The following is a 23725-nucleotide window of genomic DNA, read 5'->3' on the forward strand; positions in this document are numbered from 1 at the left end:
GCTACGTCAGAATTTCGCGAGGCCGCGCCCGTCACCCCTCCTCCAGCACCGCCCTCGCCGCGTTGTGCCCCGGGATGCCGCTGACGCCACCGCCGCGGAGCGCGCCGGCGCCGCAGAGCAGGATGGCCCGGTGGTCGGTGGCCACGCCCCAACGGGCCGCGGGGGTGGCCGGCGGCTCGGTGTCGTCGGCATACGGGAAGGCCAGCTCGCGGTGGAAGATGTTGCCGCCGGGCAGGCCGAGTTCGCGGTCGAGGTCGAGCGGGGTGCGGGCCTCGATGCAGGGGCGGCCGTCGGCGTCGCGGGCCAGGCAGTCGGCGAGCGGTTCGGCGAGGTGGGCGTCGAGTTGGGCGAGGGTGGCGGCCAACAGCCGGTCGCGGGTGGCGTCGTGGTCGGCGGCGAACAGTCGGGCGGGGGTGTGAAGCCCGAAGAGGGTGAGGGTGTGGTAGCCCGCGCGGACCAGGTCGGCGCCGAGGATGGAGGGGTCGGTCAGCGAGTGGCAGTAGATCTCCGAGGGCGGGGCGGCGGGCAGCTGGCCGGCCGCCGCCTCCCGGTGGGCGGTCTCCAACTCGCCGTAGCCCTCGGCGACATGGAAGGTCCCGGAGAACGCCTCGCGGGGATCGGTGTGCGGATCGCGGAGCCGCGGCAGGCGGGTGAGCAACATGTTGACCTTGAGCTGGGCGCCCTCGGCGGGCGGCGGCACCACCTCGCCGAGGAGCGCGGCCAGCTCCCGCGGGGCGGCGTTGACCAGCACCCGACGGGCGCCGATCGGGCCGCCCTCGGCGGTGGTGACCTCCGCGGTCCGGCCGTCGGTGGCCAGCCCGGTGGCCGGGCAGCCGGTGACGATCTCCGCGCCGGCCCGGCGGGCGGCGTCGGTGAGCGCGTCGGTGAGCGCGCCCATGCCGCCGAGCGGGACGTCCCAGTCGCCGGTGCCGCCGCCGATGACGTGGTAGAGGAAGCAGCGGTTCTGACGGAGCGTTACGTCATGGGCGGCGGCGAAGGTGCCGATCAGCCCGTCGGTGAGGACCACGCCGCGCACCAGGTCGTCGCGGAAGGTGGCCTCGATCAGCTCGCCCAGGGGCCGTTCGAAGAGGGCGTGCCAGGTGGCGTCGTCGTCGATCCGGGCGCGCAGCGCGGAGCGGGTGGGCAGCGGCTCGGTGAGGGTGGGGAAGACCCGCTCGGCGAGCCGGCGGGTGGTGCCGTAGAAGTCCTGCCAGGCGGTGAACTCCCGCTCGGAGCCGGTGAGTTCGGCGAACGAGGCCCGGGTGCGGGCCTGACCGCCGCCGACCAGCAGGCCGGTGGGGCGACCGTCGCGCACGGTCGGGGTGTAGGAGGAGACGGTGCGCTTGCGGACCGCGAAGCGCAGCCCGAGGTCCCGCACGATCTTCGGCGGCAGCAGGCTGACGAGGTAGGAGTAGCGCGACAACCGGGCGTCGATCCCGGCGAACGCCCGGGTGGAGACGGCGGCGCCGCCGGTGTGGTCCAGCCGTTCCAGCAGCAGCACGCTACGGCCCGCGCGGGCGAGGTAGGCGGCGGCCACCAGTCCGTTGTGCCCGCCGCCGACGATGACGACGTCATAGGAAGTCCGTTCCGGCATGCCCCTTGGTAGCACGCGGGATCGATGGCCGCCAGGGAACCGCCCGGGGGCACCGGAATGAATCATCTGTTCCGATCGGTGCGGCTTCTTGACCAGCACGCACGGCGCTCCTAGCGTCCCGGCGTGCGCCGCCCTGGAACCGTTCACCCGGCCGTACGCCACGGCCGCCCCACCCACCACGTGAGGTGACTCGTGTCCCATCCGTCGGTATCCCGCATCGGCCGCACCCTCACCGGACTCACCGCCGTCGCCGCCTGCTCGGCGGCGTTGCTCCCCACCACCGCCACCGCCGACCCCACCAGCCCCACCGGCACCCAACTCGCCTCCGGTTACCCCAACCTCGCCCCAACGCCCCCGATGGGCTGGAACAACTGGTCCTACTACCAATGCGGCGGCCTCAACGAGAAGGTGGTCCTGGACAACGCCCGGGCGCTGGTGCGCAACGGGCTGGCGCACAAGGGCTATCGCACCGTCACCGTCGACGACTGCTGGATGACCAAGCAGCGCGGCCCCAAGGGCGAACTGGTCCCGGACCGCACGAAGTTCCCGCACGGCATGGGCTACCTCGGCCGCGAACTCCACAAGATGGGGCTGAAGTTCGGCATCTACGAGGACGTCGGCACGCTGACCTGCGGCAAGTACCCGGGCAGCCTCGGCCACTTCGCGCAGGACGCCAGACTGTTCGCCAGCTGGGGGGTGGACTACTTCAAGGCCGACGGCTGCAACGTGCCGGTCGCCAAGGGGCAGAGCAAGGAGAAGGCGTACCACGACCTCTACGCGCAGCAGAGCCGGGCGCTGCGGGCCACCAAGCGACCGATCACCTTCTCCGTCTCCGCGCCCGCCTACTTCCAGTTCTCCGGTGACGCGGTCTGGCACCGGGTCATCAAGTGGTCGGCGCAGCTGGGCAATCTGTGGCGGGGCGGCGCGGACATCGCGGTACAGCAGAGCAGCTCCGCCGCGAAGTGGAAGTCCATCGAGGGCAACTTCCGCTACAACGCCAACCTCGCCGACCTCCAGCGCCCCGGCCGCTGGAACGACCCCGACTTCCTGCTGGTCGGCGACCCGGGGCTGCCGCGGAACGAGATGCAGAGCCAGATGTCGCTGTGGGCGGTGATGGCCGCGCCGCTGATCTCCAGCACCGATATCGGCAAGCTCTCCCCGGAGGCGCAGGCGATCCTCGGCAACCGCGAGGTGATCGCGGTCGACCAGGACCCGCTGGGCCTCCAGGGCCACATCGTGCAGCAGGACGGCGACGCGGCCGTGCTCAGCAAGCCGCTGCACAACGGCGACCGGGCGATCGCGCTGTTCAACGGGGGCGGCACCACCCGCACGCTCTCCCTCACGGCGTCCGCGGCCGGCCTGCCGGCGGCGGACTCCTACCGGCTGCGCGACCTGGTGACCGGCCGGAGCGGACGGACCACCCGGACCATCGTCGCCCGGGACGTCCCGCCGCACGCCACGGTCCTGTACCGGGTCCGGGCGGAACACTAGGTCCGGTCCGTTGGGTCAGGGTCAAACGGCCCTGACCCCGTACGGCGCGACGGCCCGGCGCGTCCGGGTCGGGCGGCCGTCCGCTACCGCCGGCGTCCGGCGCGCTCCCGGCGCAGCGCCGCGACCCGGCGGTAGAGGGCGGCCGCCTCGTCCGTGCGGCCCAGCCGCTCCAGGCACTGGGCCTCCTCCCCGCGGCTGGCCAGCGCGTCGAGATGGGCCGCGCCCAGGGCCCGTTCGCGGGCGTCGGCGACCGCGCGATAGGCGTCCAGCGCCTCGGCCCAGCGGTCGAGCCGGCCGAGCGCCACGGCGACCTCCCGGCGGCTGGCGAGGGTGTCGGGGTGGTCACCGCCCAGCACCCGGGCGCGGGCCGCGGCGACCTCGCGGGCCTCGGCCAGCGCCTCCGACCAGCGGTCCAGCCGCCCGTAGTTGACGCCCAGGCCGTGCCGGGTGCGCAGGGTCTCCGGGTCGTCGGGGCCCTGGGCGCGGGTCCGGGCGGCGATCAGCTCGCGGTAGTGGGCCAGCGCCTCCGCGCTGCGGCCCAGCCGGCCCAGCGCGACCCCGGTCTCGTAGCGGGCGGCGAGGGTGTCGGGATGGTCCGGGCCGAGCGCGACGGCGCGCCCCGCGGCCACCTGCTGATAGGCCGTCAACGCCTCCGGCCACCGACCCAACTGGCCGGCCACGCAGGCAAGTTCCCAGCGGGTGGTGAGGGTGTCGGGGTGGTGGGCGCCGAGCACCCGGGTGCGCGCCTCGGCGACGTCCCGGGCGGCGGCCCGGCCCTCCTCCAACCGGCCCAGCCGGCACAGGCCGACCGCGAGGTGATGGCGGCAGCCGAGGGTGTCGGGGTGGTCGGGGCCGAGCAGCCGCTCCCGGCCGGCCAGTACCTCGCCGTAGCGCTCCTGCGCCTCGAAGTGCCGGCCGGCCCGGGCCAACGCATGGCCCTGCGCCAGGTGCTCGGCCAGCGAGGCGAGGAGGGCGTGGTGGTCGACGGGCGGCGCGGGCCGGTCGGGGCCGAGGGCCGGCGACGCCTCGCCGCGCAGCGGGTCGCGGGCGGCGGTCCAGGCGTCGGTGAGGATCGCGGCCGCGGTGTCCGCCGGGGTGCGGCGGGGCGGCCGGGCGCCGGCGGACGGGGCGCCGGGGGTGATCCCGCGGGTCCAGGAGGGCAGCCGCGGGGGCGGGGTCGTCAGGTCGTCCGGCTCGTGGCCGGAGCCGAGGGGGGCACGGTGGGCGCGTCGGTGGCGGGCGTCGGCGAGGCGCTTGGCCAGTTCGTCGGCGTCCCGGGGGCGGTCGTCCGGATCCTTGGCGAGCAGGTCGAGGATGATCCGCTGGTACTCCTCGGGCAGGTCGGGCCGGGCCGCGCGCGGCGGGGCGGGCGGGGTGTCCCGGTGGCCGACCAGCACCGCCCAGGCGTCGCCCTGGGCGAACGGCGGTGCGCCGGTGGCGATTTCGTAGAGCACACAGCCGAGCGAGTACAGGTCGCTGCGGTGGTCGACGGTGCCGCCGCCGATCTGCTCGGGCGACATGTAGTGCGGGCTGCCCATGGCGACGCCGGAGCCGGTCAGCCGGGCGGTGAAGCCGATGTCGTGACCGAGGCGGGCGATGCCGAAGTCACAGATTTTGACCGTACCGTCGGTGATCCGCACGATGTTGGCCGGCTTCAGGTCGCGGTGCACCACGGCCTGTTCGTGGGTGTAGGCGAGCGCCGCGGCGATCTGCTCGGCGACCTCGATGACGTCCGGGACGGGCAGCGGCTGACGCCGGTTGTCGTCCAGGAGTTGACTGAGATTACGGCCGTTGAGCAACTCCATGACGATGAAGAGGATGCCGTCGTCCTCGCCGAAGTCGTGGACGACGGTGATGCCGCGGTGCTGGAGCGCCGCGGCCACCCGTGCCTCGCGGCGGAAGCGCTCCCGCAGCACCCGTAGGAAGCCCGCTTCCTGCCGCTGCCCCATGGGCTTGAGGCACTTGACTGCGACCTGACGGCCCAGCGCCTCGTCCCGGGCCCGCCACACCTCCCCCATGCCGCCGCGTCCGATGGTGTCGAGCAGTCGGTATCGCTCCTGGACGAGCCTGTGCTCCGCCATTCCTCTCGCCGCCCCCGCTCCCACGTTCAGCCGCGTGGATCCCCCGGTGTGTCCTGCCCGTCCAGTATGGCGGCCCAGTCGCGCAGCTTGAAGGTTCCCGGCCGCGTGCCGGGCCCGAGCCTGGCCACGGCCCGGAGGACGTGCCGCGGTGGGAGCTGCCAACGGACGGCGGGGGGCACCGCCCGCAGCAGCCGGCCGGCGATGCGCAACCGGCGGGTGGCGGTGGCCGGCGGGGGCGCCGGCCGGCCGTACAGCTGGTGCGCGTAGCCGGGCAGCGCCGCGTACGCCAGCCCCGTCACCGGCCCCCAGAGCAGGGCGCGGGCCGGGACGAGCGGGGCGGCGATCGGCGGGCGCCGCAGGAAGGCGTCGACCTGGCGGGCCTCGGGGGTGAGCGCCAACTCCGGCCGGACGCGGGCGAAGTAGGCGTCGAGCGCGGCCCGGTCGCCGGACGGTGTCCGGGTCGAGGCCGACGAGGCGGGCGGCGGTGCGCTGTTCGTCGAGGTAGCGGTCGGCCTGCCGGTCGGTGAGCGGGTAGCCGGAGCGGCGCAGCACCTGGAGGTAGGAGTCCACCTCGGCGCAGTGCACCCAGCGCAGCAGCTCCGCCTCGTCGATTCGGTAGCGGGCGCCGGTGGCCGGGTCGGTGGCGGTCAGCCGGCGGTGCAGGGCGCGGACCGCGGCGCCGGCCCGTTCAGCGGCGTCGGTGGTGCCGTAGCTGAGGGTGCCGACGAAGTCGGCGGTGCGCATCAGCCGGCCCCAGGCGTCGCGCCGGCCGCGCTCGCTCCGTTGGAACGCGGCGGAGTTCTGCAGCACGCCGCGGACCGCGCCGGGTGCAGCGCCTGGAGGTGGAGCGCCCGGATGCCCGCGATCCACATCATCGGGTCGGCGTGCAGCTGCCAGGTCACCGAACGGGGCCCGAACAGGCCGGGATCGCCCGCCATCACGGCACCTCCCGTAAGCCGGTCACCGTCGCACCCGCGGCATGCCGAGGCCGATCCAGGAGATGATCTCGCGCTGGATCTCGTTGTTGCCGCCACCGAAGGTGAAGATGACGGCGGAGCGGTAGCCGCGCTCCAGTTCGCCGCGGAGCACCGCGCCCGCCGAGCCCTCGGTGAACGGGCCGGTGGCGCCGGCCACTTCGAGCAGCCAGGCGTAGGCGTCCCGGCGGGCCTCGGAGCCGTAGACCTTGACCGCCGAGGCGTCCTGCGGGGTGAGCGTGCCGTTGTGGAGGGCGTCCACCATCCGCCAGTTGAGCAGCTTCATGGCCTCCAGCCGGGCGTGGGTGCGGGCCAGCCGGCCGCGCACCCAGCCGAGGTCGATGACCCGGCGCCCGTCGGTCAACTTGGTGTCGGCGGCCCACCGTTGGACGTCGTGGAACGCCCGGATGGCCATGGTGCCGTGCGCGGCGAGGGTGACGCGCTCGTGGTTGAGCTGGTTGGTGATGATCCGCCAGCCCTGGTTCTCCCGGCCGACGCGGCGGGAGGCGGGGACGGTGATGTTCTCGTAGTAGCTGGCGGTGGTGTCGTGCGAGGCGAGCGTGTTGATCAGGGTGCAGGAGTAGCCGGGGTCGCTGGTGGGGACCAGGAGCAAGGTGATGCCCTTGTGGGGCGGGACGCCGTCCTCGACGGGGGTGGTGCGGACGGCGAGCCAGACCCAGTCGGCGGTGTCGCCGTTGGTGGTCCAGATCTTCTGGCCGTTGACGAGGTAGTGCCCGCTCTCCTCGTCGCCCTCGCGCACCGCGCGGGTCTTGAGGGCGGCCAGGTCGGTGCCGGCGTCCGGTTCGCTGTAGCCGATGGCGAAGTCGAGCTCGCCGGAGAGGATCCGGGGCAGGAAGTACGCCTTCTGTTCGTCGGTGCCGTACCGCATCAGGGTCGGGCCGACGGTGTTCAGCGCCATCAGCGGCAGCGGCACCCCGGCCTGCGCGGCCTCGTCGAAGAAGATGAACTGTTCCATGGGGGTCAGCCCGCGCCCGCCGTACTCCGTGGGCCAGCCGACGCCCAGCCAGCCGTCGACGCCGAGCCGGCGCACCGTGTCGCGGTAGAAGCGCTTCCGGGCGGCCGGGTCGGCGTACCGGACGTGGGCATCGTCCGGCACCAACGTGCCGAAGTATGTGCGCAGTTCGGCGCGCAGCCGCTGCTGTTCCGGGGTGTATTCCAGGTGCACGGCCCCTCCACCAGTCGTCCGATCCGGTCCCCCGGTCGCCGCGACCACCGCTCGCTGACGGCCCGTCGGATTCCGGGGTCGGGGGCACAGTAGAACGCGTTCCAGTAATGCGGAAGGGTGCCGACCGGCCGGGCGCCGGCGCACGAAGGGCCCGGCGCGGCCCAAGTCGGGCGCTGCGCCGGGCCCGTTGCGGGCCCGCCTGCGGGCGGGCTCAGCCGGCGTGCTTGGCGGCGTCGCCCGGCTTGACGCGGTTGGGCTGGCCGTCCTTGCAGTACTTGACGAAGCCGGTGTTCACCACGTGCTTGGCCGAGATCCAGGTGCGCCGGCTCCCCTTGATCAGGTACCAGACGTCGTTGCCGCGGATGTTCTGGGCACGGACCTTGCAGACCAGGTAGACCCGGGCGCGGTTGCGGAGATAGCCCTGCGACGCGGAGTCCGTGCTGGGGTACTCGCGCTCGTTCATCCCGCGGGCCGCGCTGACGGTGCCGTAGACCGAGCCCGGACCGGTCTGTGGCTGGGCACTGTTGGCCTGCGGCTGGGCGCTGTTGACCTGCGGCTGGGGCCCCTTGGGCTGGGGCTGGGGCTTCGCCTGGGCCGGAGCCGCTACGAGCAGCGTCGCCCCCAGAGCGACAGCCGTGGTGAGTGCGCCCGCACCGGCCGCGAGCTTCTTGCCTCGGGCCACGAGGTCGTCGGTCGTGGACATAGGGGTCTCCTGTTCTTGACGCGCAAAGGCTTGACGCGCAATGCCACCCATTGACGCAGTGCGGACATTACGCGCAAACACCCCAAGAAATGTGGTGAAACGACGACTCGCGGCCGATCGTGTGAGGCCGTGTGGGGCCGGTGGCCGAAGGAAATCACCCGTCCCCCGGCGCGCCGGTGCGCGCGGTCAACCCTCGGTACCCGCCTGGTGGATGCCGAAGACGGCGCCCTGCGGGTCGCGCACCATCGCGATCCGCGGCCCGTCCGGGACGTCCGTCGGCGCCATCAGCAGCGCGCCCCCGGACTCGGCGGCCCGCGCCGCCGTGCCGTCCACGGACTCGACCGCGAAGTACGGCAGCCAGTGCGGTCGGACGTCCTCCCGGTCGCGCGCCTCCACGGTGCTCATTCCGCCGAAGTCGGCGCCGCCGATGCCCCATTGGGCATAGGTGCCGTGCGACCTGACGGTCCATCCGAAGACCCGGGTGTAGAAGGACACCGCGGACTCGGCGTCGCCGGTGGCCAGTTCCACCCAGCCGAGCGAGCCGGGCGCGTTGAGCAGCTCGGCGCCGGCGAAGGGGCCGGCCTGCCAGAGCGCGAAGGCCGCGCCCGCCGGATCGGCGAGCACCGCGAAGCGGCCGAGGTCGGGGACGTCCCGCGGGGGCACCAGGACCTTGCCGCCGGCGTCGGTGGCGGCCGCGGCCAGCGCCTCGGCGTCGCGGGTGGCGAACGTGACGGTCCAGGCCGTCTGTTGGCCGGGCGCGTAGAGCGGGGTCGCGGCGGCGACCTTGGCGTCGCCCGCGGAGAAGAGCGTGTAGCCGTCGGCCTCGGCGCCCGGGGCGGTCGCGGCGTGCCAGCCGAAGACCTGGCGGTAGTACACCGCGGCCGAGGCCACGTCCGAGGTGCCCAGCTCCACCCAGCACGGGGCGCCCGGCGTGGGCTCGGTGATCTTCACGCGCTGCTCCGTCCCTGAAGCGGTGGGGCCGGCGCGGCCCCGGTTCGTGCTGCCGATCGTGCGACGGCCGGATACCGCCCGCAAGCCGGCGACGGCGGGCGGGTCAGGACCGGTGCGGGTGCAGATGACGGCGGCGGAACAGGCGGTGGGTGGGGCGCGGAGCGTCCGGGGCGAGGGCGGCGTCCAGGTCGGCCGCGGCGGTCTGGGCGGCCGCCACGGAGCGGGGGAAGAGGTCCGTCTCGTACGCGCGGACCGCGTGGTCCGGGTCGGTCTGCCAGGTGTGCGCCTCGACCAGGTGCCGGGCGAGTTCGCAGCCGTCCTGGAGGGCCAGGTCGGCGCCCGGGCCGGAGAGCGGCGTCATCAGGTGGGCGGCGTCACCCAGCAGCGTCAGGCCAGGTGTGTGCGGCCAGGTGTGCGGGACCGGCAGCGCGAACAGCGGGCGGTTGACGAACCCGTCGTCGCTGTCCCTGAGGAGGGCGCGCAGCCGGTCGTGCCAGCCGTCGAAGGCGGCCAACAGGGCGGCCCTGACCGCCTCGGTGTCGGTGGTGAGCACACCGGCCGACCGCGCCCAGTCCTCGGCGCCGCGGAAGGCCGCGTAGACCCGGACCCGGCCGTGGGCGTCGCGCCGGGCGATCAGCCCCTTGCCGCCGGACAGCGCCATCATGGTGCCGCCGCCGACCAGCCGGGCGGCGTCCGGGTGGCGCGCGTCGACGTCGTCGAGCCCGGTCTCGACGAAGGTGACGCCGGAGTAGTGCGGGGTGGCGTCGGACAGCCCCGGCCGGACCCGGGACCAGCTTCCGTCGGCGCCGATGACCAGGTCGAAGGTGGCGGTCTCGCCGTCGTCGAAAACCGCCTGGTGGCGGCCGCCGCCGCGCGGGTGCAGGGTCCGCAGGTAGCGGCCCCAACGGATGGTGTCGGGCGCGAGGGAGTCCACCAGGAGCCGGCGCAGGGCGCGCCGGGCGATCTCGCAGCGCTCCTGCGTCGTGCCGGGCTCCGGGACCTCGCAGTGCAGCACCGCACCGGTGTGGTCGAGCAGCCGCGCCTCCAGGCCGGCGGGGTGGGCCAGCGCCCGGAACTCCTTCCCCAGGCCGGCCGCGCGCAGCGCCGCCAGCCCGGTCGCCGCCCGCAGTTCCAGGAGGTCGACGGGGGCCGAACCGACCGGGCCGAGGTCCCGTTCGTAGACGGTGACCGGCACGCCGTGGCGCTGGAGCACCCGGGCGCAGACCAGCCCGCCCGGGCCCGCCCCGATGATCGCGATACGGAAGGTGATGGGGGGCATGGCGCGGCGCTCCTAGGGTGCTCCTCGGTCCGCGGTCCGTCCCCGGTACCGGGACCGCCCTCGCTACCAGAGGAGCACAGCCGCCCCGAAAAGTGCGATCGGGCCGGCGGGCGGGCCGACCGGGGTCAGCTCGGGAGGCCGAGCAGCAGGACCAACGGGCCGTCCAGGAAGGGCCGTTGGCGCGGCGCGCCGCGGTGGGCGCCCGAGGTGTCGTCGGCGAGGCCGCGGTGGAGTGCGGCGGCGAAGCGGGCCCGGGCCGGGCCGTCGGCAAAGCCCCGCGCAGGCTTGGCGGGCGCCGGGGGCGGGGAGCCGCTCGGGGCGGCCGTGGTACGCCCCGTTGAAGCGTCCGAGCGGTCCGCGGGCCCCGCGTCGGATCGCAGGTCAGCACCGCGACCGGGCCGCGGGGTCGCTCCACGTATAGGCACTGACGGCGGTCGTCGCAGCGGTCGTCACCGTGGTCATCGCGGCGTCGAAGGAGCCGGCCGGGCGCGGCAGTTGCTCGGCGGCCGCGTCGAGCGCCGGGGCGAGGTGGGGCGGGCTCCGGGCGCGCAGGGCCGCGGAGGGTTCGACGGCGGTCACGTCGAGCGAGGTCGGCTCGTGGGGGCCGGAGTCGGGGCGCGACGGCCGGTTTGCGTCGGGGGGCGGTGGGCAGCGGACCGGCGGAGGATGGAACCACCAGGAGGGAGGGTCGCCAGGATGACGACGGAATCGACGGGCAACGGGCCGGCGCCCGTGCCCAGTACACCGCGACCGGTGCCCCGCGATCCGGGACAGCCCGACCCCAACCGGGAGCCGGCAGAGGAGCCCGAGCCGGAGCCCGAGGAGTCGCCCGGCACCCGGCCCGACGAGCACCCGACCCCCGTGGAACCGCCCGACTGAAACCGCCCGGAGCCGACCGCCACCGGGCCCACCGGCCGTCCGGTTGCAGCGCCCGCACGCCCGGCGCAAGGTGGAGCCACTCCGGTTACGGGCGCGCTCTCGACGCGCCGGTCGGCCGCCCCGGTACGCCGGGCCGACGTCGGGAGAAGACGGAAATGTTGCTGCCGGACAAGTCGGTGCTCGCCTCGCTGCTGCGGCGCTACCGCGTCTGCGAACGGGTGGTGCTCCATGATCCGCACGACCCGGTGGCCCGGGGGCAGTTGGAGGACCTCGCGTACACGCTGTGCGTGACGATGGGTCGGCAAAACGTCCACGAGGCGATCATCGAGGCCGAGCGCTACCTCGCCGAGGGCGAGGCCGTGCCCCGGACCGCCGAACGGCACCACGGCTAGGGTCTGTCCGATGGGTCAGGGCCGGGGCCGCGACCGCTCCGCCCGGGCGGAGCGGTCCGGGAGGTGGGTGCGGGGCCGGCCTCCTAGCATGGAACGGCATCGCACCGCACCACGAAGGCGGCCCCCATGCGCCCCACCGCGAAGTTCTCCCTCAGCTTCGGCCTGGTCACGATCCCGGTGGCGGCGTACAACGCCACCGACAGCTCCGCCTCGGTGAGCTTCGTGCGGATCCACGCCGCGGACGGCGGGCGGGTCCGCAACCAGCCGGTCTGCTCCCTGGAGGGCACCGAGGTCTCCCCCGACGAGATCGGCCGCGGCTACCGCACCGAGGACGACACCGTCGTCCCGTTGACCGACGAGGACCTGGACGCGCTGCCGCTGCCGACGGCCAAGACCCTGACCATCCTCGCCTTCGTCGCCGGCGGGGACATCGACCCGCTCCAGCTCGGCAAGGGCTACTACCTCGGCGTCGACGGGCCCGCGGCGGCCAAGCCCTACGCCCTGCTGCGGGACGCGATGGAGCGGCACCAGCGGGTGGGGCTCGGCAAGATCGCGCTGCACGGGCGGGAGTCGCTGGCGATGATCCGGCCGATGGGGGACCTGCTGGTGATGCAGGTGCTGCTGTGGCCGCACCAGATCCGTCCGATGACCGGGGTGCTCCCGGAGCGGGAGGTGAAGGTCGCCGCCAAGGAGGTGCGCGCCGCGGAAACGCTGATGGACTCCTTCGGCGAGCTGTCCGAGGAGGACGTGCACGATCACTACCGGGAGGCGCTGGAGGAGATCGTGGCGGCCAAACTGGCGCACCGCGAGCCGGAGTTCGAGGCCGGCGCGGAGCCGCCCGCGGGCCAGGTGGTGGATCTGATGACCGCTCTCCAGGACAGCGTGCGGGCCGCGAAGCGGGCGCGCGGCGAGACCGGGGAGGAGGGCGGGGCGGGCGGCGGGACCCGGCCGTCCGGCCGCGGCGCGACGAAGACCGCGGCCCGGAAGACCACCGCCGGTCGCACGGCCACGGGCCGGAGCACGGCAAAGAAGGCGACCACCGCGAAGGCAGCGACCGCCACGAAGAAGTCCGCCGGGAAGAAGGCCGCTGCGAAGACAACCGCAGCGAAGAAGGCCGCCCCGAGGAAGGCGACCGCGCAGCAGACGACCGCGGAGAGCGCTTCCGGGGCGGGGCGGAAGGCGGCCGCCGGCAAGGGTTCCGGGGCGAAGAAGGCGGCGGGCGCGGCCCGGAAGGCGACCGCCGGTCGCGGGCGGAAGGCGGGCTGAACCGCCCCAGGCGGCCGGTCAGCGACAGCCCGTGCCACCCACCGGCAACACCCCGTCCAGCAGGAACGCGTCCACCTTCGCCAGCACGCACGGATTGCCGGAGGTGTACGCGGCGTGCCCCTCGCCGTGGTAGGTCAGCACCACGCTGCCGTTGCCCAGCGCCCGGGCCATGTGCGCGGCGCCGTCGTAGGGCGTGGCGGGGTCGCCGGTGGTGGCGACGAGCAGGGTGGGCGGCGCGTCGTGGGCGGCCACCTCGCGGGCGGCGTCGTCGCCCGGGACCGGCCAGCCGTAGCAGTCCAGCAGCGTCGGGGCGATGTCGGGGCCGAACAGCGGGGAAGCCTGGGTGAGTTCGCGCTCGGCGCGGGGGTAGTCGGCGGGGCCGTAGCGCTCGGAGGTGTCCCGGCAACTGATCGCCCGCAGGGCCAGTTGGTCCTGCGGGGGCATGTTCGCGGTCGCGCTGCGTCCGGGGAGCGCGCCGCCATACGGGCCGCGCCGCTGCGCACCGCTGCCGCTGCCGCCGCTGCGGCTTCCGCTTCCGGTGCCGCTTCCGGTGCCGCTGAGTTGGAGGATCCCGGAGGCGTCGCCGTCGCGGAGTTGGGCCAGCGCGTTCCGGAGGGCGGGCCAGCTGGCCCGGCTGTAGAGGGACTCCCGCAGGGCGTAGACGTAGGCCGTCCCGTCGACCGTGGTGCCGTGCACCTGGAGCGGGCGGTCGGTCAAGGTGTGGTACCAGTCGGTGAGTTGGCGCCGGGCGCTGTCGGTGTCGGCGCCGAGCGGGCACCCCTTGATGCGGACGCAGTCGGCGGCGAAGTCGTCGAGCACCCGCTGGAAGCCGCGGGCCTGGGCGACGGCGGTCTGCCAGGTGTTGGCGGTCGGGTCCTCGACGGCGTCCAGGACGAGCCGGCCGGCGTTGCGGGGGAAGGTGTGGGCGTAGACCGAGCCGAGCCGGGTGCCGTAGGAGAAGCCGAGGTAGTTGAGCTTGCGGTCACCGACGGCGGAGCGCAGCAGGTCCATGTCGCGGGCGACGCTGACGGTGCCGACGTACGGCAGCAGGGCGCCGGAGTGGCGGCCGCACGCCTCGTTGATGCGGCGCTCGTTCGCGGCGAGGGCGTCCGCGCCGCTGCCGCCGACCGGCGGGTAGCTGGTGCCGCAGGAGATCGGGTCGGTGTGGCCGGTGCCGCGCGGGTCGAAGCTCACCAGGTCGTAGCGCTGCCCGAGAGGAGCGAAGGCATCGCTGTTGCTCATGAGGTAGTTGACGCCCGAATCGCCGGGGCCGCCGGGGTTGATGACCAGCGAGCCGAGCCGCTTTCCGGGGCCGGTCGCGGGCAGCCGGACCAGTTGGACGTGCAGGGTGCCGCGGTCCGGATGGGCGTAGTCGAGCGGGACCTCCAGCCGGGCGCACTGGAACCGGTGGGTCGCGCTGGACGGTGCTGCGGAGCCGCCGGGGGACGCGGCGCCACCGGGGAAGCCGGCGGGGCAGGTCTGCCAGTCGGGCCGCTGCGCGGCGAAGCGCGTGAGGTCGGGGCCGCCGCCGGACGACCCCGGGGCGGCGGCCGGCAGCGGGGCCGGGATCCCCACCAGGGCGCCGGTCAGCGCGCCCGCCGCCAGCACCGCGAGGGTTCCGCGAACACCCGGCATACCCCGAGGGTAGGGCCCCGCCACCGGATCCGCTCATTGAACACTTTGTTTACAACATTTCCTTGACAGTGGATGGTGTGGCCCCGCATCCTGACGCCATGTCACCGAAGCCAGAGCAGAAGCAGCAGTCGCGGCAGTCAGAGCAGCCGCAGCAGTCGGCGCCGGCCTCGCCCGCGGATCCCTTCACTCCGCCCGATCCCGAGCAGGCGCGGGCGCATCGGGCCGCCGCCTCGCTGTTCCGGATCGCCGAGCGGCACGCCGGCAGCGACGAGCAGCGCCGGCGCCAGATCCACCCGGCCGTCCTGAGCCCCCACGAGGCCGTCCGGCTGGTGTCGTTCCTGCTCAGCGGGGCGGCCCAACTCCACGACGGGGAACCGGAGGTGGACCAGGCCGACGTGACCGCCGCGCTCAGCCTGGTGCCGATGGTGCGCGGGGAGATGGACGAACTGGAGGCCGGGCTGCTCCAGATGGCGCGCGGGCGCGGGATGACCTGGCAGGAGATCTCCTTCGGCCTCGGGCTCGGCACCCCGCAGGCCGCCCGGCAGCGCTACGAGCGCCTGGTCGGCCGCACCGCCACCGAATCCGCGGCGGACTGAGCGGTGCCCCCTCCCCTGCCGACGCTGCCCGCCGGCTACCAGGGCCAGCCGGCGACCGCCGACGACATCGACGCCCTGCACGGCCTGGTCACGGCGTGCGAACGCGCGCTGCACGGCCGGGCGCAGACCGATCCCGGCGGCATCGCCGCCGACCTCAACCGGCCGGGCCTGATACCGCAGTTGGACACCCTGGTCGTCCACGACCGGGCGGGTCGGCTGGCCGCCCGGGCCTGGGTGAACCGGCGGTCCGAGGTGGACGTGCACCCCGCGCACCGGGGCCGCGGGCTGGGGGCCGCGCTGCTGCACTGGGCCGAGGCGCGGGCCCGCCGGGTGGGGAGCGAGGCGATCGTGCAGACCGTGCCGGACACCGACCGGCCCGCGGTGGCGCTGCTGCGCTCCCGCGGCTACCAACCGCTCGTGACGGCCTGGGAGTTGACATACGCGATGGCCGAGGAACCGGCGGTGCCCGGGCCCCCGGAGGGCGTCACGGTGCGGCCGTTCGACTCCGCGGACGCGCGGGCGGCACACCGGATGGTCGAGGACGCGTTCGCCCAGTGGCAGCCGCGGCGCCGGTCCTACGAGGAGTGGGCCCGGCACACCGTCGACCGGCCGACCTTCGCCGCCGACTGTTCGGCGGTGGCGCTGGTCGACGGCCAACTGGTCGGCGTCGTCCTCGCGTTGGACCTGCCGGACGCGGACGGCGGCTATCTCGAACAGGTCGCCGTCCGCCGCGACCACCGCAACCGCGGCATCGCCCGACTCCTGCTGCGCCAGGCGTTCCGCGCCTTCCACCGGCGCGGCCGACGCAGCTGCACGCTGTGGACCCACTCGGACACCGGCGCGCTCGACCTGTACCTACGGGTGGGCATGACGGTCAGCCGGAGCTCCACGGTCTTCCGGAAGGAGCTCAGACGGAAGGAACCCGTCCGAAAGGACCTCGTCCCTTAGGGGAGCCCGCCCCCTAGGGGAGCCCGCCCCCCTACTCCAGCGATGCCGTCGACTCCGCCCAACTGGGCAGCCACAGCTCGCCGTCGGGGCGCTTCGGGTGCAGGCCGGCGAGGTGGTCGCGGAGTGCGGCGAGCCCGGGGTGGGGGTTGTCGGCGCGCCAGATCAGGGAGTGCGGGTACACCGGCATCGGGTCACGCAGCGGGACCCGCCGCAGGTCGTGGCCGGCGGGCCAGACGAGCGGGGTCCGTTCGCCGAAGATGCTCACCAGCGTCGTGGAGTCCGCGATGGCGTCCAGGAGGGCCTCGACGCCGAAGTTGGGCCCGATGGTGTCGACGGTCAGGTCGAACGCGGCGGCGAGGTCGTCGTAGTAGGCGCCCCACTCCGTACCGGGGGCGTTGCCGGGCATCCAGATGCGGTGGCCCGCCAGGTCGGGCAGCGGGACCGACGGGGCGGTGGCGAACTCGTGGGCCGGCCCGACGCACAACTGGAGCGGCTCGTCGAACACCGGGACGGACCGGACGCCTTCGGGGAGTTGCCGGCCCGGCATGGTGACGGCGCGGAAGGCGGCGTCGATCGCCCCGCTGTGGACGGCGGCGACGGCCTCGTCGGCGTCGAAGAGCGTGACGACGTCGAGGGCGGTGTCGGGGTGTGCGCGGTGGAAGGCGCGCAACAGTCCGGCCGGGGCGACCCGCCGGCCGATCACGTCGACGCGCAGGGCGCGGCTGCCGGGCCGGACGGAGGCGGCGGCCCGCTCCTCGGCCTGGAGCAGGGTGCGGGCGTGCGGCAGGAAAGCCTGGCCGTCGATGGTGAGACCGGCGCCGCGCGCGGTGCGGGTGAACAGCCGCACCCCGAGCTCCGCCTCCAGGGCGCCGATGCGCTTGGAGACGGCCTGCTGGGTCAGCGAGAGGTCCACGGCGGCCTTCTGGAACTGGCCCGTCTCCGCGACCGCGACGAAGGTGCGCACGGCGTTGAGGTCCACGGCACCCACCCTAGCGCCACAGCGGATGGTTGTGGCTCGTCGGGCCATTGGTTGTTTGATCTGTCGGGTGGGTGCTCGCTTTGATGGCGGTCGTCAACGGGGCTCCCGGGCCGGACGGCGGCAAGTTGCGCGTATGCACTGGCCAGATGGGCGTCGGGGTGGCGGTGGGCGGGGCGCGGAGGGCGTGCCGCGCCCTCGTCGGTGCGCGGCAGCGCGGCGGCTGGATGCACAACGAGAGGTTGTTCACAAGATCACCGCCGCCCCTCTCCGTTGCGCAGTCGGCCATCCGTAAGGCCCGCACCACGGTTCCGGCCGGGTGGGGCCGCCCACTCGTCCCGGAGGTGACGCAGCCGTGCCGGATTCCTTCGTGCATCTGCACAACCACACCGAATACTCGATGCTGGACGGCGCGCAGAAGCTGCGGCCGATGTTCGGCGAGGTCGCCCGGCAGGGGATGCCGGCGATCGCCATGAGCGACCACGGCAACATGTTCGGCGCCTACGAATTCCAGCAGGTCGCGCGGGACTTCGAGGGGATCACGCCGATCATCGGCATCGAGGCGTATGTGGCGCCGTCCTCCCGGTTCGCCCGGAAGCAGGAGTTCTGGGGGCCGGGCGGCCGGCGCGCGGTGAGCGACGACGGCGAGGGGTCCAAGGACGTCTCCGGCGGCGGCCGCTTCACGCACATGACGATGTGGGCGCGGGACGTGCGGGGGCTGCGGAACCTCTTCTGGCTCTCCACGCAAGCCAGTTACGAGGGCCAGTTCCCGGCCGGCAAGCCGCGGATGGACCGGGAGCTGATCGCGCAGCGGCCCGAGGGGATCATCGCCACCACCGGCTGCCCCTCGGGCGAGATCCAGACCCGGCTGCGGCTGGACCAGTACGCGAAGGCGCGGGCGGCCGCCGGCGCGTACCAGGAGCTTTTCGGGCGGGAGAACTACTTCCTGGAGCTGATGGACCACGGCCTGGACATCGAGCGCACCGTCCGCGCCGATCTGCTGCGGCTGGCAGGGGAGTTGGCGATCCCGCTGCTGGCCACCAACGACGCCCACTACGTCACCGAGGACCAGGCCGACGCCCACGACAACCTGCTGTGCATCGGCGTCGGCAAGAACAAGAACGACCCGGGACGCTTCCGCTTCAACGGCTCCGGCTACTACCTGAAGTCCGCCGCCGAGATGCGCCGCCTCTTCGCGGAGCTCCCGGAAGCCTGCGACAACACCCTGGCCGTCGCCGAGCGCATCGAGTCCTATGACGCGGTCTTCGACTACGTCGACGAGATGCCGCGCTTCCCGGACGTGCCGGACGGCGAGACCCAGGAGTCATGGCTGCGCAAGGAGGTCCTCAAGGGACTGGTGCTGCGCTACGGCGACCCGGTCCCCCGACACGTGCTGGAGCGGCTCGAGACCGAGATGGCGGTCATCGGCCCGATGGGCTTCAGCGCGTACTTCCTGGTCGTGGCGGACATCTGCCGCCACGCGCGGGAGATGCGGATCCCGATCGGCCCGGGCCGCGGCTCGGCCACCGGCTCGCTGGTCGCCTACGCCACCCGCATCACCGAGCTCTGCCCCCTGGAACACGGCCTGCTCTTCGAGCGCTTCTTGAACCCGGAGCGGATCAACCCCCCGGACATCGACCTCGACTTCGACGACCGGCAGCGCGACCGGATGGTCCGCTACGTGACCGAGAAGTACGGCGAGGAGTTCACCGCGCTGGTCACCACCTTCGGCAGGATCAAGGCGAAGAACGCGATCAAGGACTCCTCGCGCATCCTGGGCTTCCCCTTCGCGCACGGCGAGCGGATCACCAAGGCGCTGCCGCCGGACCAGAACGGCAAGTCCGCCCCGCTGGACGCCGTGTTCGACCCGTCCCACCCCCGGTACGCCGAGGCCAGCGCCATCCGGCAGCTCTACGAGGCCGAGGCCGAGGTGCGGCAGGTGATCGACACCGCCCGCGGGGTGGAGGGGCTGACCCGCGGCACCGGCGTGCACGCGGCCGCGGTGATCCTGTCCAAGACCCGGCTGACCGACCGGATCCCGCTGCACATGCGGGCCGCCGACGGCGCGCGGATCACCGGGTTCGACTACCCGTCGTGCGAGGCGATGGGCCTGATCAAGATGGACTTCCTGGGGCTGCGGAACCTCGGCGTCATCGACCACGCCATCGAGAACATCCGCGAGAACCGGGGCGTCAAGCTGGCCACCGTCGACCCCATGGACGGCGATCCGGCGACCGTGCTCATCCCGCTGGACGACGCCAGGACCTACCAACTGCTCGCCGAGGGCAACACGTTCGGCGTCTTCCAGCTCGACGGCGGCGGCATGCGGGCCCTGCTCAAGCTGATGGCCCCCACCCGCTTCGAGGACATCGCGGCGGCCAACGCCCTCTACCGGCCGGGCCCGATGGCCGCCAACGCGCACACCAACTACGCCCTGCGACAGAACGGCAAGCAGGTCCCCGCCCCGATCCACCCGGAGCTCAAGGAGGCCCTGGAGCCGATCCTGGGCTCCACCCACCACCTGCTCATCTTCCAGGAGCAGATCATGGCCATCGCCCGGCAGTTGGCCGGCTACACCCTGGGCGGGGCGGACATGCTGCGCCGCGCGATGGGCAAGAAGAAACCGGAGGTGCTGGCCGCGGAGTGGGAGAAGTTCCACGGCGGCATGCGGGACAACGGCTTCTCCGACGAGGCGATCTCGGCCCTGTGGGACGTGATGCTGCCGTTCTCCGGCTATGCCTTCAACAAGTCCCACACCGCCGGCTACGGCCTGGTCTCGTACTGGACCGCCTACCTCAAGGCCAACTACCCGGCCGAGTACATGGCCGCCCTGCTCACCTCGGTCGGCGACGACAAGGACAAGGCCGCCGTCTATCTGGCCGACGCCCGCAAGAACGGCGTCCGGGTCCTCCAGCCCGATGTCAACGCCTCCGTCGCGGAGTTCACCGCCATCGGCGACGACGTGCGGTTCGGGTTGCGGTCCGTCCGCAACGTCGGCGACGCCGTCATCGACGCGATCGTCGAGGCCCGCCGCCGGAAGGGGACGTTCGCCTCGTTCTCCGACTTCCTGGCCAAGGTGGAGCTGCCCGCGCTGAACAAGCGGGCCGTGGAGTCGCTGGTCAAGGCGGGCGCCTTCGACTCGCTGGGCCACTCCCGCAAGGGGCTGACCGCCGTCCACGAGGACGCCATCGACGCGGTCATCCCGGTGAAGAAGGCGGCCGGCTTCGGCCAGGACGACCTGTTCGCCGGCCTCGGCGGCGCGGGGGACGACGGCCCCGCCTTCGGCCTGGACTTCCCCGTAGACGAGGCGGAGTGGCCGCGCCGCCAACTGCTCGCCACCGAACGGGAGATGCTGGGCCTCTACGTCTCCGCCCACCCGCTGGACGGCGCCGAGCACCTCCTCGTCGCCGCCCGGGACTGCTCGGTCGCCGAGCTGCTCGGCTCCGGCCGGACCACCGGCGAGGTGCGGCTGTCCGGGCTGATCACCGGCGTCCAGCGCAAGGTGACCAAGCAGGGCAACGCCTGGGCCATCGTCACCCTCGCGGACCGGGACGCCGCCATCGAGGTGCTGTTCTTCCCCGCCGCCTACCAACTCGTGCAGCAGGCGCTGGCCGAGGACACCGTCGTCACCGTCCAGGGCAGGATCGAGGACCGCGACGGCACCCTCAACGTCTTCGGCCGCGAACTGGGCGTCCTGGACGTCTCGTCGGCCGAGCACGGCGGGCGACCGCCGGTGCGCCTGGCGCTCCCCGCGCACCGGATCAGCGAGCGGGGGGTGCGCGAGCTGCGGCGCATCCTCGGCGACCACCCGGGCGACAGCCCGGTGCACCTCAGCGTCCGCGGCGCCCAACGGACCACCGTCTACGCGCTGGGCGCCAGGGTGAACGCCGCCACGCTGGCCTCGGACGTGAAGGGCGCGTTCGGCGCCGAGGCGTGGGCGGGGCTGGCATGACGCCCGACACCGGCCGGCCGACGGCCGTGACGCTGCGGCTGCCCACCTCCGCTCCCCCGCCCTGCCCGCGCTGCCGGGCCCCGGTGCTCCTGGTGGCGCGCCATCCGCACTCCTGGCACAACGGGTCCGGGGTGCGCGTCGACGGCCTGCGGGAGAGCGTGTTGTGCGCCGGGTGCGACGCCGATGACCCGGCGGCGGAGGGGCTGTTGGCGGTCGTTGCGGGGATCGGGGGCGGGGACGGTGCCCTGGCGGTGACGGCCGCTGGCGCGTTCGTGGCGCGCCTGGAGAGCTGGCTGACGGCCATGCGCCATCGGGCGCCGGACCTCGACGCCTTGGACGCGGAGGAGGTCCGGTGGCGGGCCGGGGAGCTCTAGCTTGATCTTCGACCTGTGTGCCGTGGGCAAGGCGCCGGCCCGTCACCGCGGGGCGGTGACGGGCCGGGACGTGACGGCTGGCCGGCGGGCCTAGCGGGGGTTGAAGACGACGCTGGCGAAGCGCGCGCCCGAGGGGGCCACCTTGCCCGGGGCGAGCCGCGTCTTCTGTCCCGTGCAGCGCTTGCCGGAGTAGACGGCCACCGGCTGCTTCAGCGCGTTGCGGGCCCCACGGGCCTCCTGGCTCATGTCGAGGCACCGGTTGTCCGGCGGGTTCTGGAGCGAGAACGTCTTGCCCCCGGGGCCCAGCCAGGTGAACGTCCCGTTGGAGGCGAGGGCCGTGCCGGCGGGCAGGGCGAGGGCCAGGACGAGACCGCCGAGACCGACGGCTAGTGGACGGATCAGACGCATGATGACGTGCCCTTCGTAGGAGAGGGAACTACCGACGCCGGGACCAACGGCGGGCCGGCGGGAAGGAAACGGTTCGGCGGGCCGTTCAGGGGTGGCCGGTTCGGGGAGTGACCAGTTCAGGGGCCATCCGTTCCAGGGCGGCCGGCCCGGCCCCGCACGCACTTCACGGCGCCGCGCGCCGCGCCAGAGCGACGTCCGATTTCCGCCGGATTCCGGTGCCGGAGGGGAGCAGAGTGGAGCCTGAGACACCAGAACCACTCCCGAGGGCCCACCATGACCTGGCACCGCACCGCGCACCACCGTCCCCCGGCCCAGCAGTCGGCCGCCGTTCGGGCACCGAGGAGGCACGGATGACCACCGACGCCGTCACCGACAACTCCGCCGATCACCCCGCCGACGCCGCCGACGCCGCCGTCATCGAGGGCGTCCAACGGCGCGTGGCGGGGGCCGACTGGACCGCCGTGGCCCGGGAGTTGGACGAGCTCGGCTGCGCCCTCACCCCGCGGCTGCTCACGCCGGAGCAGTGCCGGGAGATCGCGGGCTTGTACGAGCGGACCGACGCCTTCCGCACGACGGTGGACATGGCCCGGTACCGCTTCGGCTCCGGCACCTACCGCTACTTCACGCACCAACTGCCGCCGCTGGTCGCCGCGTTGCGCGCGGCCCTGTATCCGCCGCTGCTGGCGGTGGCCCGGGACTGGAGCGCGCGGCTGGACCGGCCGGCCCCGTGGCCCGACGACCTCGACGCCTGGTTGGCCGCGTGCCACGAGGCCGGTCAGGACCGCTCGGCGCAGATCCTGCTGCGCTACGAGCCGGGCGACTGGAACGCCCTGCACCGCGATGTCTTCGGGGAGATGGTCTTCCCCCTCCAGGTCGTCATCGGGCTGGACGCGTACGGCACGGACTACACCGGCGGCGAGTTCCTGCTCGTCGAGCAGCGGGCCCGGGCCCAGTCCCGGGGCACCGCGGTGCCGTTGCCGCAGGGGCACGGGCTGGTGTTCACCACCCGGGACCGGCCGGTGCGCTCCAAGCGGGGCTGGTCCGCGGGCGCGATGCGGCACGGGGTGAGCACCCTGCGCTCGGGCCGCCGCCACGCGCTGGGGCTGGTCTTCCACGACGCGTCATGACGGCGGCGCGCCGGATCGGGTACCGGCTGGTGGGGGCCGACGGGCAGCCGTACTGCAGCCCGGTGCCGGGCACGCTCGGTGGGCACCGACGCGCCCGGCTGTACGGACGGTTGGACTGCCCCTCGGCGCAACGGGCGCTGGCCCGCGGGGGATATGTCCGGGACCGGGTGTTCTTCGCCGACGAGGCCACCGCGCGCGCCGCCGGCTACCGGCCGTGCGCGGTGTGCCTGCCCGACGCCTACGCCCGGTGGAAGGCCGCCCGCGCCGGTAACGAGACCCGACCGGACGGCGGCGCCCACGAGCCCTCACCCCCCGGAGCCCCCTGATGGACCCCAACCGACCCGACGAGTTCCCCGACCTCGCCGACTCGCCCCGCTCCCCCCTCCTCGGCCCGGCCGAGCGCGCCGCCTACGGCGAGCTGCCGGTCCCGGCCCCGCACACCGCCGCTGAACTCGCCGCTCTCATGGGCCTGTTGACCGCGCCACGGGCCCGGATCGGGAGCGTGGTGGTCGGGCACGGGCGGGACGCCGCGTCGGTGGCCTCGGCCGCGGCCTTCGCCGAAGCGTGGGAGGCCCGCGGCGGCGTCGTGCTGGCGGCGGTCGACTGGCCCGAGACGGCGGCCTCTTGGCTGCGCCCGGCCCGCCGGCTGACCGCCCAGCGCCCCGACGCATGGGTGCTCGCCGCGGCCCCGTACGGCTTCGTGCAGTTGGCCCGCCGGCTGCGGCACAGCACCGACTGGGACCCCGCCCGCAGCTTCGCCTTCGCCGCGCTCCACGACCCCCGCGTCCCGGCCCTGGCCGGCCCAGGAGTGCTGCACGGCCTGCGCGGCGCGCTGCCCGACGGCGGCAGCTGGGAGGTACGCGGCGACTGGGTCGTCGGCTTCCCGGCGCGCGCCGAGGAGTGAGGCGACGGC

The 23725-nt window shown here is 74.1% G+C and carries 21 protein-coding genes and 1 pseudogene; 11 read left to right on the top strand and 11 right to left on the bottom strand.

Translation table 11 applies throughout. The features are described from left to right. Nucleotides 1-31: 31 nt before the first annotated feature. Nucleotides 32-1594, bottom strand: coding sequence for a phytoene desaturase family protein (locus tag ACFVFQ_RS23195; protein WP_383419061.1), 1563 nt, complete (start codon nt 1592-1594; stop codon nt 32-34). A gap of 192 nt (nt 1595-1786) precedes the next feature. Between ACFVFQ_RS23195 and ACFVFQ_RS23200 the strand changes: the two genes are divergently transcribed. Continuing rightward, nucleotides 1787-3085 (top strand): glycoside hydrolase family 27 protein, encoded by a 1299-nt coding sequence (locus tag ACFVFQ_RS23200; protein ID WP_383419063.1) that lies wholly within the window; start codon nt 1787-1789, stop codon nt 3083-3085. Between the two features lie 83 nt (nt 3086-3168). On the opposite strand, the gene ACFVFQ_RS23205 is transcribed toward ACFVFQ_RS23200, so the two are convergent. The 7 genes and pseudogenes from ACFVFQ_RS23205 to ACFVFQ_RS23235 form a co-directional block, all read right to left on the bottom strand. Next, nucleotides 3169-5166: a tetratricopeptide repeat protein gene (locus ACFVFQ_RS23205; RefSeq protein ID WP_383419064.1), complete on the bottom strand. Its 1998-nt coding sequence runs from the start codon at nt 5164-5166 to the stop codon at nt 3169-3171. 26 nt (nt 5167-5192) lie between these two features. Further along, nucleotides 5193-6104: pseudogene (locus ACFVFQ_RS23210) on the bottom strand (oxygenase MpaB family protein). A gap of 22 nt (nt 6105-6126) precedes the next feature. Then, the gene (locus tag ACFVFQ_RS23215; RefSeq protein WP_383419066.1) at nt 6127-7326 is read right to left on the bottom strand and encodes an acyl-CoA dehydrogenase family protein; all 1200 of its coding nucleotides are present in this window, start codon (nt 7324-7326) and stop codon (nt 6127-6129) included. 211 nt (nt 7327-7537) lie between these two features. Further along, nucleotides 7538-8029 carry an SH3 domain-containing protein gene (locus tag ACFVFQ_RS23220; RefSeq protein ID WP_383419068.1) on the bottom strand — a complete coding sequence of 164 codons (492 nt, stop codon included), beginning with the start codon at nt 8027-8029 and terminating at the stop codon, nt 7538-7540. Between the two features lie 186 nt (nt 8030-8215). After that, nucleotides 8216-8980, bottom strand: a complete 765-nt coding sequence (locus tag ACFVFQ_RS23225) for a VOC family protein (protein WP_383419070.1) — start codon at nt 8978-8980, stop codon at nt 8216-8218. 103 nt (nt 8981-9083) lie between these two features. Continuing rightward, nucleotides 9084-10259, bottom strand: coding sequence for an FAD-dependent oxidoreductase (locus tag ACFVFQ_RS23230; protein ID WP_383419072.1), 1176 nt, complete (start codon nt 10257-10259; stop codon nt 9084-9086). A 381-nt stretch (nt 10260-10640) separates the two neighbouring features. Beyond that, nucleotides 10641-10838, bottom strand: coding sequence for a hypothetical protein (locus ACFVFQ_RS23235; RefSeq protein ID WP_383419074.1), 198 nt, complete (start codon nt 10836-10838; stop codon nt 10641-10643). Between the two features lie 117 nt (nt 10839-10955). On the opposite strand from ACFVFQ_RS23235, the gene ACFVFQ_RS23240 reads away from it, so the two are divergent. The 3 genes from ACFVFQ_RS23240 (at nt 10956) to ACFVFQ_RS23250 (ending at nt 12796) form a co-directional block, all read left to right on the top strand. Then, nucleotides 10956-11138, top strand: coding sequence for a hypothetical protein (locus ACFVFQ_RS23240; protein ID WP_383419076.1), 183 nt, complete (start codon nt 10956-10958; stop codon nt 11136-11138). Nucleotides 11139-11293: 155 nt separating this feature from the next. Beyond that, nucleotides 11294-11530 carry a DUF5133 domain-containing protein gene (locus ACFVFQ_RS23245; RefSeq protein ID WP_383419078.1) on the top strand — a complete coding sequence of 79 codons (237 nt, stop codon included), beginning with the start codon at nt 11294-11296 and terminating at the stop codon, nt 11528-11530. A 126-nt stretch (nt 11531-11656) separates the two neighbouring features. After that, nucleotides 11657-12796, top strand: coding sequence for a Ku protein (locus tag ACFVFQ_RS23250; RefSeq protein ID WP_383419083.1), 1140 nt, complete (start codon nt 11657-11659; stop codon nt 12794-12796). Between the two features lie 18 nt (nt 12797-12814). Here ACFVFQ_RS23250 and ACFVFQ_RS23255 read toward each other — a convergent pair whose 3' ends face one another. After that, nucleotides 12815-14431, bottom strand: coding sequence for an alpha/beta hydrolase (locus ACFVFQ_RS23255; RefSeq protein ID WP_383419086.1), 1617 nt, complete (start codon nt 14429-14431; stop codon nt 12815-12817). A 98-nt stretch (nt 14432-14529) separates the two neighbouring features. Between ACFVFQ_RS23255 and ACFVFQ_RS23260 the strand changes: the two genes are divergently transcribed. After that, nucleotides 14530-15027, top strand: coding sequence for a DNA-binding protein (locus tag ACFVFQ_RS23260; RefSeq protein ID WP_383419088.1), 498 nt, complete (start codon nt 14530-14532; stop codon nt 15025-15027). Between the two features lie 3 nt (nt 15028-15030). Then, nucleotides 15031-15975, top strand: a complete 945-nt coding sequence (locus tag ACFVFQ_RS23265) for a GNAT family N-acetyltransferase (RefSeq protein WP_383419090.1) — start codon at nt 15031-15033, stop codon at nt 15973-15975. Nucleotides 15976-16006: 31 nt separating this feature from the next. Here ACFVFQ_RS23265 and ACFVFQ_RS23270 read toward each other — a convergent pair whose 3' ends face one another. After that, on the bottom strand, nt 16007-16954 hold the full coding sequence (locus ACFVFQ_RS23270) for a LysR family transcriptional regulator (RefSeq protein ID WP_383419092.1): 948 nt from the start codon (nt 16952-16954) through the stop codon (nt 16007-16009). Between the two features lie 352 nt (nt 16955-17306). Between ACFVFQ_RS23270 and dnaE the strand changes: the two genes are divergently transcribed. Then, nucleotides 17307-20903, top strand: coding sequence for a DNA polymerase III subunit alpha (dnaE, locus tag ACFVFQ_RS23275; RefSeq protein WP_383419094.1), 3597 nt, complete (start codon nt 17307-17309; stop codon nt 20901-20903). Further along, nucleotides 20900-21277, top strand: coding sequence for a DUF6300 family protein (locus ACFVFQ_RS23280; protein WP_383419096.1), 378 nt, complete (start codon nt 20900-20902; stop codon nt 21275-21277). Before dnaE ends, ACFVFQ_RS23280 begins: the two co-directional genes overlap by 4 nt. Before the next feature lie 90 nt (nt 21278-21367). Here ACFVFQ_RS23280 and ACFVFQ_RS23285 read toward each other — a convergent pair whose 3' ends face one another. Continuing rightward, nucleotides 21368-21685, bottom strand: coding sequence for a hypothetical protein (locus ACFVFQ_RS23285; RefSeq protein WP_383419098.1), 318 nt, complete (start codon nt 21683-21685; stop codon nt 21368-21370). A 350-nt stretch (nt 21686-22035) separates the two neighbouring features. Between ACFVFQ_RS23285 and ACFVFQ_RS23290 the strand changes: the two genes are divergently transcribed. From ACFVFQ_RS23290 to ACFVFQ_RS23300, 3 genes are read left to right on the top strand one after another with little or no spacing between them, the layout of a single operon-like run. After that, entirely contained in the window at nt 22036-22812 is a 777-nt protein-coding gene (locus ACFVFQ_RS23290) for a 2OG-Fe(II) oxygenase (RefSeq protein WP_383419100.1), read from the top strand. Then, nucleotides 22809-23138 carry an Ada metal-binding domain-containing protein gene (locus ACFVFQ_RS23295; protein ID WP_383419102.1) on the top strand — a complete coding sequence of 110 codons (330 nt, stop codon included), beginning with the start codon at nt 22809-22811 and terminating at the stop codon, nt 23136-23138. The genes ACFVFQ_RS23290 and ACFVFQ_RS23295 overlap by 4 nt, the downstream gene beginning before the upstream one ends. Next, the gene (locus ACFVFQ_RS23300; protein ID WP_383419104.1) at nt 23138-23716 is read left to right on the top strand and encodes a hypothetical protein; all 579 of its coding nucleotides are present in this window, start codon (nt 23138-23140) and stop codon (nt 23714-23716) included. Before ACFVFQ_RS23295 ends, ACFVFQ_RS23300 begins: the two co-directional genes overlap by 1 nt. Nucleotides 23717-23725: the final 9 nt, after the last annotated feature.

This window comes from Streptomyces sp. NPDC057743 (assembly GCF_042798755.1).
In the GTDB taxonomy this organism is placed as follows: domain Bacteria; phylum Actinomycetota; class Actinomycetes; order Streptomycetales; family Streptomycetaceae; genus Streptomyces.